A 10,069-nucleotide genomic window follows, 5' to 3' on the forward strand; every position below is an offset into this window, starting at 1 on the left:
ACCTGCGCAGCGCTGTCCGGAGCGACGGTGTTCAGGCTAGGCCTTGCGCAACTGATCAGTTGGGGCGTGACCTTTTATTTACCGGGTGCTTTCGGCAATGCGATTGCCAATGAACTGGGCTGGAGCGCGCAGCGGGTTTTTTCCGGGTTGTCAGTCGCCTTGCTGGTCATGGCGCTGGTTTCGCCCCTCAGCGCGGGGCTGATCCAGCGTTTCGGCGCTCGTCAGGTATTGCAATCGGGTGCCGTTTTCAACGCGACGGGCTGCTGCATACTGGCCCTGAGTGATACTCCGCAGGCCTGGTTCATTGGCTGGGTCGTACTCGGGCTCGGTATGCGCCTGTCGCTTTATGACGCCTTGTTCGCCGGGCTGGCGGGACTGCTCGGTGAGCGGGCCCGGCCGTTGATGGTGCAGATCACCTTACTGGGCGGGTTGGCTTCGGCGGTATTCTGGCCGCTGGGGCATGCGTTGCTGGAAATCGTCGGCTGGCGCAGCGCGATCGCCATCTATGCCTGTCTGGCACTGCTTGGCGGGTTGCTGTTCAGCGCAATGCCCAATGTACCGCCCACCCCAAACCCTCAGGTCAACGTCGCTTTGTCGCCCGACGTCACGTCGTGGCAGCGGCAGGCGGGGTATGCGCTGGGTATTGCGCTGATCGGCTTCATGTCCGCCGGTTTGTCTGCGCATTTGCCCACGCTGTTGTCTGGCTTCGGTGTGCCTGTGGGGTGGGTGGCGCTGTGGGGCATCGGACAGACCTGCGCACGCTTGATCCAGACGTTGCTGGCCCGTTCGGTTTCCGCATTGCGTCTGAATGTCTGGGTCGCGAGCGGTTTGGTGGTGTGTTTTGCCCTAGCTTTTTTTGCCAATGGGCGACCCGTGCTAGCCTGTCTGTTTGTCTTCGGTTACGGCGCCATGAACGGGCTGACCACCCTGCTGCGGGCGAATCTGCCGTTCGAAATGTTTGCTCATCAACACTATGCGCGCCTGCAGGGTCGGCTGCTGGCACCTGGCTTTATCCTGTCTGCCGCCGCGCCCTGGTTTTTCGCATGGGTACGGGACAGTTATGCCGAGCGCGGATTGCTCGGCTTGTCGATAGGTATGAGTGCGGTGCTGTTGTTACTCGCAATCTTCATGCAACGCTATTGTGAAATGAAAGAGAATTGTCCGACAATCGACAATCAATAGCGTTGCCAGAGGCGGTCTGAATGGTTAGGGTACGCGGCTGTTCAAAAAGGACCCTGATATGACTCTGCATGAACCCATGGAAACGGGCACGGTTACAACGCGGCATCGGCGCGCGCCAAAGGGCGAGAAGCGTCGCGAAGAACTGCTCGACGCGGCGTTGCAGCTGTTCTCCATTGAGGGCTATACCGGCGCATCGGTCGCCAAGGTGGCGGCCATCGTGGGTATTTCCGTCGCCGGACTGCTGCACCATTTTCCGAGCAAGATTTCCCTGTTGATGGGCGTGCTGGAGCGGCGTGACGAGGTCAATGGTCGAATCGCGGCCGAAGTCCGTACCGAAGAAAATACCCTGACCGGCCTGCTCAATGGCCTGCGCGCCATCAATCGTTCCAACTCCACTGCACCGGGCGTGGTACGCGCCTTCTCGATTCTCAATGCCGAAAGTCTGCTGGACAGCCAGCCGGCGTTCGAGTGGTTCCAGACGCGCTATGAGCGCATTCACGCGCATTTGCTGAAGCAGTTTTCGGAGCTGGTCGAGCGCGGGGAAGTGCGGGCGTATGTGGATGTGTCGAAGGTGATCCAGCAGATTCTGGCCATGATGGATGGCTTGCAGATTCAGTGGTTACGCTTTCCCGATCAGGTGGATCTGGTCGAGTGTTTCGATGCCTACATTGCGCAGGTCGATGCAGCGGTAAGGGCTCGTCCCTGAGCCTTTATTCGTCCGTTTTTCAGTCAGTCAGCGCAACGCTTACTCGACGGTCTGCTTGAATACGCCGCCGGTCTTGACCGGTGGCTTCTCGACCAGAACCGAGTTCAGAGCGGAACGTGGCAGCGGGTTGCTGGTGGTGGTCGACAGTTCCTGACGGAACGAGTTGACCAGCTTGGCGTTCAGGCGGATGTCCTGCGACGACGCACCGAGTGCAATGTTGAAGGTGTCGGCATCGACGACCCACTGCTTGCTCTTCTCGTCGAAGTAGGCCAGCGAGCGATCATTCAGCTCGATGGTCACGCGCTTGCTTTCACCCGGCTTGAGGAACACCTTCTTGTAGCCTTTGAGTTCCTTGATCGGACGCTCGACTTTCGGGTTCTGCTGGCCAACGTACAGCTGTGCGACTTCCGAACCGCCGACTTTGCCGGTGTTGGTCAGGTCGAACGACACCTTGATCGGCGTATTGCCCACCGCGACGCCAGGCGTCACTTTAATGTTGCTGTAGCCGAACGTGGTGTACGACAGGCCGTAACCGAACGGGTAGAGCGGCTTGATGCCTTTCTTCTCGTAACCGCGATAACCCAGCATCAGGTCATCCTTGTAATCCATTTCAGCCAGAGAATTCTGGTTGTCGAATTTCGGGAAGGAGGCGTAGGCATGGTTGTCCTCGATGTTGCGTTCGATACTGATCGGCAGCTTGCCCGACGGGTTAACCTTGCCGAACAGAATCTCGGCCAGCGCCTGACCACCGTTCTGACCCGGGTAGAAGGCGTGCAGCGCTACCGGAACCTGTTCGATCCAGTCGCTCATCTTCAGACCTGTACCACCGTACATGGTCACCACGGTGTTCGGGTTGACCTTGGCGATGTTCTGGATCAGTTCGTTCTGGAACTCAGGCAGATCGAAGCTGTGGTCGAAACCTTCACCTTCGTATTCGTTGCTGTTACCCACCGCAACCACGACTGCGTCGTAGCCGGACAGGTCCTGAGGCGCGTTCAGCGAAGCGGAGCTCAGCTGCACACCGACCAGACCACCCATGGTCGACAGGTAACCGGCACGACGCGAGTACTCGAGCTTCACATCGTACGACTGACTAGCTTCCAGGCTGATCTTGGCGAACTCTGGAATGGTTGGCGGAATGCTGTTGCCCGGAAGCGGCTTGCCGTCACCGTTGTCGATGATTTTCTTGCCGTTGACCCACAGGCGCACAGCGCCGTCGGCGCGAACCTTGAACACTTGCTCGCCGCTTTGGGTCGGGGTGACCTTGCCGGTGTAGCGGATCGAAGTCGAAGACGTGTCACCGTTCAGCTCACCCGCGGTCGAGCCTTTGGTGGTGTACGGATCGGACGACGAGGTGTTGCTTGCGAACGGCAGGTTCTTGTCGTTGGCCCAGTCCAGGTCAACGTGCTGCTCGGTGCGAGTGACGGCCGCTTCATCGGACCAGTCGGCGTTGCTGAAGTACTCGACTTTCATGCCTTGAACTTCGTTGCCAGCCGTGTCGGTGGTGGTCCAGGCACTGGTGCTCGGGTCCAGCGACAGGCCTTCGATGAAGTCGACCTTGGCGTTTGGCGCGATCTGCTGCAGGCCGCTCAATTCGCTGACGTAATGGCTGGCCATGACGTTGGCACTACCGAAACCGGTAGGCGGCGAGTACTTGGCCAGGGTGCCGACGACGGCGATCTTCTTGACCTTCTGCTTGTCCAGCGGCAGTAGGTTGTCCTGGTTTTTCAGCAGCACGATACCTTCACGCGCAGCGTTCAGAGCAACCTTGTTGCTGGTCGAGCTGTTCATGTTGTGCGTGGTTAGCGGCACTTTGCCGTCGAACTTGTACAGGTAGATCTGCTTGAGGATGCGGCGGACCTTGTCGTCGATGGTCGCAGCGCTCAGGTCACCGGCATCCAGATGCGGCTTGAGCACAGAGCTGTTCATCTGGAAACCCATCATGTCCAGATCGGTACCGGCGCGGGCAGCGTTGAAACCGTGAACGACAGCGTTGTAGTCGCTCCGTACGAAGCCCTTGAAGCCCCATTCCTTCTTCAGGATCTGGGCAATCAGGTGCTCGCTTTCGCAAGCGAACTCGCCGTTCACTTTCTGGAAGGCGCACATCATCATCGCCACATTACCGTTTTTCGACGACGATTCGAACGCAGGCAACGACATTTCGCGCAGGACGCGCTCTGGCATGGTCTGGTTCAGGTTGAAGCGGTTGCTTTCCTGATCGTTGGCCGCGTAGTGCTTGGCGTTGGCCCAGACACCGCGGGACTGGATACCGTTGATGACGCCCGGTGCGAGGCTTGCGCCCAGAAACGGATCTTCACCGGAGAGGTATTCGAACGCACGGCCGCCGTAAGGCATGCGGTACAGGTTGACGCCCGGGCCAGTGATGAACTGGTAGCCGCCGACGGCAGTGTCATAGCCCAGCGCGCGACCCAGATCGATGGCACGACGCGGGTTGAAGGTGGCTGCCAGGTTAGGGCCGGACGGATAAACCACGCCCTGATCGTTGCCTTCGCTGGTGTAACGCACGCCCACGCCGCCGTCAGCGCCATGAATCTGCGGGATGCCGTAGTTGGTCAGCGGCTTGACGTCCCAGCCGCCGGTGCCGCCGATGTAGGCCAGCTTTTCTTCCATGGTCATCTTGGCCAAGGTTTTTTGCGCGGCTTTTTCGGCGCGATCTTCACGGCCTTGCTGCACGGTAGCGTCAGCTGCGTGTACCTGCGAAACCGCCAGCGCCAGCAAGGCCAATGCCGAGTGCGCGCCCATCATCTTTCGTTTGTTCATGCTGCTCTCCAACTGCGTTTAGATTAACTGTTTGTCCGCGCTTCCGCGCAGGCTCAACAAGCCGAAACTTGTGAGTCAGTCTTTAATAATTCTTCAGGCAACAGGCATCCTTCGTCGCGATTTCCTGTTGTAAGGTTCGCGATTTTTATGACTGTTTAATTATCGATTTTCTTTTTAATTATTATGTTGTGCTGTATCTAAGGCGCCATCATTTTGATATCAAAAACAGCGCCTCCGGTTTGTTAGGGAGGCGCTGCAAAAATAGCCAACTGTCCCCACCCTTGGCACACTAAGTTCCTTCAACAGCCTCCCTCTCCGTGAGCGTTACGCGCGTGCAGAAGACCTTCTCCGAACTCGAATATACCGGCAAGAAAAAGCAGACTCGCCGAGATCGCTTCCTAGCTGACCTTGAACAGTTGGTGCCCTGGGCCCTGCTGGAGGCGCAAGTGGCGCCGTTTTATAGCAACACCGCAGGCAAGCGCGGACGCCCTGCGATAGGGGTGTCGCGCATGTTGCGCATGTACGTCGTGCAGCAGTGTTTCGGTTTCTCCGATGAAGGTTGCGAAGATGCCGTCTACGACAGCCAGGCCATCCGCGGTTTTATGGGTATCGACCTGGGTCGCGAGTCTGCACCGGATGCCACCACCTTGCTGCGTTTTCGCCGCTTGCTGGAAGTCCATCAGCTAACCCGGCTGCTGTTTGAAACGATTAACCAGCATCTGGCCAGCCGGGGGCTGCTGCTCAAGGAAGGCACTATCGTCGACGCTACTCTGATCGCCGCGCCGCCCTCGGTCAAGAACCGAGAAGGCAAGCGTGATCCTGAGATGCATCAGGCCAGGAAAGGCAATCAATGGCACTTTGGGATGAAGGCCCACATTGGTGTAGACGCCACGTCGGGGCTGGTGCACAGCGTAGTAGGGACGGCCGCTAACGTGGCGGATGTCACCCAGGTTGGCCAGTTGCTTCACGGTGACGAAACCTATGTTTCGGGTGACGCTGGATACACCGGTGCGGCCAAGCGACCGGAGCATGCTGAACGGGACGTTATCTGGTCGATTGCAGAACGGCCAAGCAGTTACAAGCAGCACGGCGAAGGCAGCGTGCTGTATCGGGTCAAGCGCAAAATTGAATATGCCAAGGCGCAACTGCGTGCCAAGGTCGAGCACCCCTTCCAGGTAATCAAGGTGCGCTTCAATCATCGCAAGGTTCGCTACCGTGGGCTGGAAAAGAATACAGCGCAGTTGTTCAGTTTGTTTGGGTTGGCCAATCTGATGCTGGCCAAGCGGTATTTACAACAGACGGCAGGATAAATCCGTCTGAAAGGCGGGACTGGCCCGCCTTTCAGCAAAATGAGGGCAGAAATCTGCTCGAGAAACGTAAAATAAGGCCGGCAGGTTGAAAAAAACCGGCTTGGAAATGGGGACGGTGCGAACGGGTTAATTGTTCAGCGTCTCCTTAGCGGTTACAATTAAGTCTAAAAGACGGCATAAATGTCAAACAAAAGCGTATTTTTCTTTTTTTCGTCGTTTTTCTTTACAAATGAGGAACTCTTCTTAAACCTACTGGTCGATTGGTTTAATATTTTTCAGGATGAAGAGAGACGGCTCGCAAGTTGCCATGCGTGCTGTGCGTTAATTCTTGCCCGATCTTTAATACACCTGCTGCGAACTGCAGTGTTTTCTTGTTTTCCCCGAGGAGTTACCCCGATGAAGTTTTCAGTGATGAGTGCAGCTGTAGTATTAGGCCTGGCCTTGAGTGGCGCAGTAGTGGCCGAAGAAGCCACCGATGCCGACGCAACTTCCGGCGCCAGCGATGAGACCGTGATGACCCAGACCCAGGACGCCAAAGCGGCACAAAAGGCGCAACAGCAGAAGACCGAAACGACAAAAGGTGGCCGTCCGCAGAACGCAACCCCTCAAAAGCAGTCAAACTGATCGTTTGAAGCCTTTGAACGCAGCACTCTCCTGCTGGAGAGTGCTGTAACATGTCCCTCCGAAGTAGCAAAATGCCCTCATCCATGCCGCCAGTTCCCGTTGATATATCCCGCATCCAGATCCCGGATGCCGAGCAGGTCTGCGCCTGGCTGATCGAACACGCCGGTCTCAAGGCGGTCGATCTGGAGCGTGCGCACCGTTTGCAGCAGGAGTCCGAAGGCACCGAGCTGCTTGGCCTGTTGACCCGCCTGGGGCTGGTGTCGGAATTCGAGCTGGCTCGCGCCTGGGCTGCGTTGTTGAATGCGCCGCTGCTGCTGGCAGACAGCGTGCCGCCCATGCTCGACCCGCTGCCGCCGCTGACCGAGCGCTTCATGCGCCACTATCAAGTCGTGCCGGTAGGCTGGAGTGACCAGGGCTTGCAAGTGCTGGGCGCCAACCCCGGCACGCTGTACCCGTTTCAAGCCATCGCTTATGCCTGCCAGGTGCCGGTGCGGTTATCCGTCGGTCCGCGTAACGAGGTGGAAACACTGATCGAGCGTTATTACGGGCAGGGTCGTTCGGCGATGGGCACCCTGATCGAAAACCTCGATGACGAGGGCGGCTCGCTGGAAGACATCGAGCACCTCAAAGACCTGGCTTCCGAAGCGCCGGTCATACGTCTGGTCAACCTGATCCTGCAACGCGCGGTCGAACAGCGCGCATCGGACATCCATATCGAACCGTTTGAAAGCCAGCTGAAGGTGCGCTACCGCATCGACGGCGTGCTGCACGAAGCAGAAGCGCCGCCGTCCAGTTCCTCGGCAGCGGTGATTTCCCGAGTGAAGATCATGGCCCGGCTCGACATCGCCGAGCGACGTCTGCCACAGGACGGTCGAATCATGCTGCGCATTCAGGGCAAGGAGCTGGATCTGCGGGTGTCCACCGTGCCCACCAGCTTTGGTGAATCGGTGGTCATGCGCCTGCTGGACCGGCAGACCATCAACTTCGATTTCCCGAGCCTGGGTTTCGATGGCGAGCGGCTGGACGAGTTTCTTGATGTGCTGGAGCGTCCGCACGGCATTCTGCTGGTCACCGGGCCGACCGGCTCCGGCAAGACCACCACACTTTATACTGCGCTGTCCCGGCTCAACACAGCCGAGCGCAAGATCATCACGGTTGAAGACCCGGTCGAGTACCAGCTTGAAGGCATCAACCAGATTCAGGTCAAACCCTCCATCGGCCTGGACTTCGCCGGGGCGTTGCGCTCCATCGTGCGTCAGGACCCGGACGTCATCATGATCGGTGAGATGCGCGACCTGGAAACCTGCCGCATCGCCATCCAGTCTTCGCTGACCGGTCACCTGGTGCTCTCGACCCTGCACACCAACAGTGCCGCAGCGAGTATCACCCGCTTGCTGGACATGGGCGTCGAGAGCTATCTGATTGCCTCCACGGTCAACGGCATTCTGGCCCAGCGGCTGGTGCGGCGTCTGGACCCGGCCACGCGTGAAGCCTTCGATGCGCCGCCGGAGTTGATTGCCGAACATGGCCTGGAGCGCTTCACCGACGAGCGCCCGATTCGCCTGTATCGCCCGCGCGCCGATGCGCCGGGTGGTGGTTATCGCGGGCGCAGTGCAATCACTGAATTGCTGGTCATGAACGAAGAACTGCGCAGCCTGTTGATGCGCCATGCCGATGCCTCGACGCTGGAGGAGGCTGCTCGCCGTGGCGGATTGCGCACGTTGCACGAAGAAGGCCTGCGCCAGGCCGTGGCAGGTGTCACATCGCTGGAAGAAGTGTTGCGCGTGACTCGCGGTGAAGGCACATGAGCCTGTTCAAATACCGCGCGCTGGACACTCAGGGTGCGCCGCAGAACGGCACGCTCGAAGCTCGGGATCAGGAGGCCGCCATCGCTGCGCTGCAAAAGCGCGGCTTGATGGTCTTGCAGGTAGACGCCGCCGGGCTCGGCGGTCTGCGTCGTGCGCTGGGCAGCGGCATGCTCAACGGCGCCGCGCTGGTCAGTTTCACCCAGCAGCTCGCAACCCTGCTGGGCGCAGGTCAGCCTTTGGAGCGCTCACTCGGCATTCTGCTCAAACAGCCGGGCCAGCCGCAGACCCGGGCGCTGATCGAACGCATCCGCGAACAGGTCAAGGCCGGCAAGCCGTTGTCTGTGGCGCTGGAAGAAGAGGGCAGCCAGTTTTCGCCTCTCTATATAAGCATGGTTCGCGCTGGCGAGGCCGGGGGCGCGCTGGAAGGAACCCTGCGTCAACTGAGCGATTACCTCGAGCGCAGCCAGTTGCTGCGTGGCGAAGTGATCAACGCGCTGATCTATCCGGCATTTCTGGTCGTCGGCGTGCTGGGCTCGCTGGCCCTGTTGCTGGCTTACGTGGTGCCGCAGTTCGTGCCGATCTTCAAAGACCTCGGCGTGCCGATCCCGTTGATCACCGAGGTCATTCTCGACCTCGGGCAGTTTCTCGGTGATTACGGCCTGGTGGTGCTGGTGGGCATCATCGCGTTGATCTGGGGCATGGCCATTCGCATGCGCGACCCGCAACGGCGTGAGCGGCGCGACCGTCGTCTACTGGGTATTCGGGTCATCGGCCCTTTATTGCAGCGCATCGAAGCCGCACGACTGACACGTACCCTCGGCACACTGCTGACCAATGGCGTGGCATTGCTGCAGGCACTGGTCATCGCACGCCAGGTGTGCACCAACCGTGCGTTGCAGGCACAGGTCGAACAGGCCGCGGAGTCGGTCAAGGGCGGTGGCACACTGGCCAGCGCGTTTGGCGCGCAACCGTTGCTGCCGGACCTGGCGCTGCAAATGATCGAAGTCGGTGAACAGGCCGGCGAACTGGACACCATGTTGCTCAAGGTCGCTGATGTATTCGACGTCGAGGCCAAGCGCGGTATCGACCGCATGCTGGCGGCGCTGGTGCCGGCGTTGACCGTGGTGATGGCGGGCATGGTCGCGGTGATCATGCTGGCCATCATGCTGCCGCTGATGAGCCTGACCAGCAATATCTGAATTCATGAATGAGGAACCATCCCGATGAGCTTTAGCCGCATACGTTTCAAACCCGCACGCCGTCAGGGCGGCTTCACATTGCTGGAAATGCTGGCCGTTATTGTATTGCTGGGCATCGTGGCGACCATTGTCGTGCGTCAGGTGGGCGGCAACGTCGACAAGGGCAAATACGGCGCAGGCAAGGCGCAACTGGCGAGCCTGGGCATGAAAATCGAGAGCTACGCGCTGGATGTCGGCTCGCCACCCAAAACGTTGCAGCAACTGACTGAAAAGCCGGGTAACGCGTACAACTGGAACGGCCCTTACGCCAAGCCTTCGGACCTCAAAGACCCGTTCGGCCATGCGTTCGGTTATCGCTTTCCGGGCCAGCATGGCAGCTTCGACCTGATTTTCTACGGTCAGGACGGTCAGCCAGGCGGTGAAGGATACAGCGCCGATCTGGGCAACTGGGAGTAAATA

General features: G+C 59.1%; 8 protein-coding genes. 7 read left to right on the plus strand and 1 reads right to left on the minus strand.

The features are described 5' to 3' along the window. Positions 1-12 precede the first annotated feature (12 nt). Together BLT55_RS06300 and BLT55_RS06305 are read left to right on the plus strand one after the other, a co-directional pair. Positions 13-1,182 carry an MFS transporter gene (locus BLT55_RS06300; protein WP_054999655.1) on the plus strand — a complete coding sequence of 390 codons (1,170 nt, stop codon included), beginning with the start codon at positions 13-15 and terminating at the stop codon, positions 1,180-1,182. 58 nt (positions 1,183-1,240) lie between these two features. Next, positions 1,241-1,888 carry a TetR/AcrR family transcriptional regulator gene (locus BLT55_RS06305; protein ID WP_054999650.1) on the plus strand — a complete coding sequence of 216 codons (648 nt, stop codon included), beginning with the start codon at positions 1,241-1,243 and terminating at the stop codon, positions 1,886-1,888. Between the two features lie 39 nt (positions 1,889-1,927). On the opposite strand, the gene BLT55_RS06310 is transcribed toward BLT55_RS06305, so the two are convergent. Then, the gene (locus BLT55_RS06310) at positions 1,928-4,669 is read right to left on the minus strand and encodes a beta-glucosidase (RefSeq protein ID WP_074800160.1); all 2,742 of its coding nucleotides are present in this window, start codon (positions 4,667-4,669) and stop codon (positions 1,928-1,930) included. 332 nt (positions 4,670-5,001) lie between these two features. On the opposite strand from BLT55_RS06310, the gene BLT55_RS06315 reads away from it, so the two are divergent. The 5 genes from BLT55_RS06315 (at position 5,002) to gspG (ending at position 10,066) form a co-directional block, all read left to right on the plus strand. Next, complete coding sequence (locus BLT55_RS06315) at positions 5,002-5,979, plus strand: IS5 family transposase (RefSeq protein ID WP_007247761.1); 978 nt, start codon at positions 5,002-5,004, stop codon at positions 5,977-5,979. Positions 5,980-6,375: 396 nt separating this feature from the next. Further along, positions 6,376-6,603 carry a hypothetical protein gene (locus BLT55_RS06320; RefSeq protein WP_055001874.1) on the plus strand — a complete coding sequence of 76 codons (228 nt, stop codon included), beginning with the start codon at positions 6,376-6,378 and terminating at the stop codon, positions 6,601-6,603. Between the two features lie 83 nt (positions 6,604-6,686). Then, a complete protein-coding gene (gene gspE / locus BLT55_RS06325) occupies positions 6,687-8,411 on the plus strand; it encodes a type II secretion system ATPase GspE (RefSeq protein WP_007249175.1) in 1,725 nt (574 codons plus the stop codon). Then, the gene (gspF, locus tag BLT55_RS06330; protein WP_055001873.1) at positions 8,408-9,610 is read left to right on the plus strand and encodes a type II secretion system inner membrane protein GspF; all 1,203 of its coding nucleotides are present in this window, start codon (positions 8,408-8,410) and stop codon (positions 9,608-9,610) included. The genes gspE and gspF overlap by 4 nt, the downstream gene beginning before the upstream one ends. 24 nt (positions 9,611-9,634) lie before the next feature. Next, the gene (gene gspG, locus BLT55_RS06335) at positions 9,635-10,066 is read left to right on the plus strand and encodes a type II secretion system major pseudopilin GspG (RefSeq protein ID WP_055001872.1); all 432 of its coding nucleotides are present in this window, start codon (positions 9,635-9,637) and stop codon (positions 10,064-10,066) included. Positions 10,067-10,069 lie beyond the last annotated feature (3 nt).

It is taken from the genome of Pseudomonas cannabina, assembly GCF_900100365.1.
GTDB lineage: Bacteria > Pseudomonadota > Gammaproteobacteria > Pseudomonadales > Pseudomonadaceae > Aquipseudomonas > Aquipseudomonas cannabina.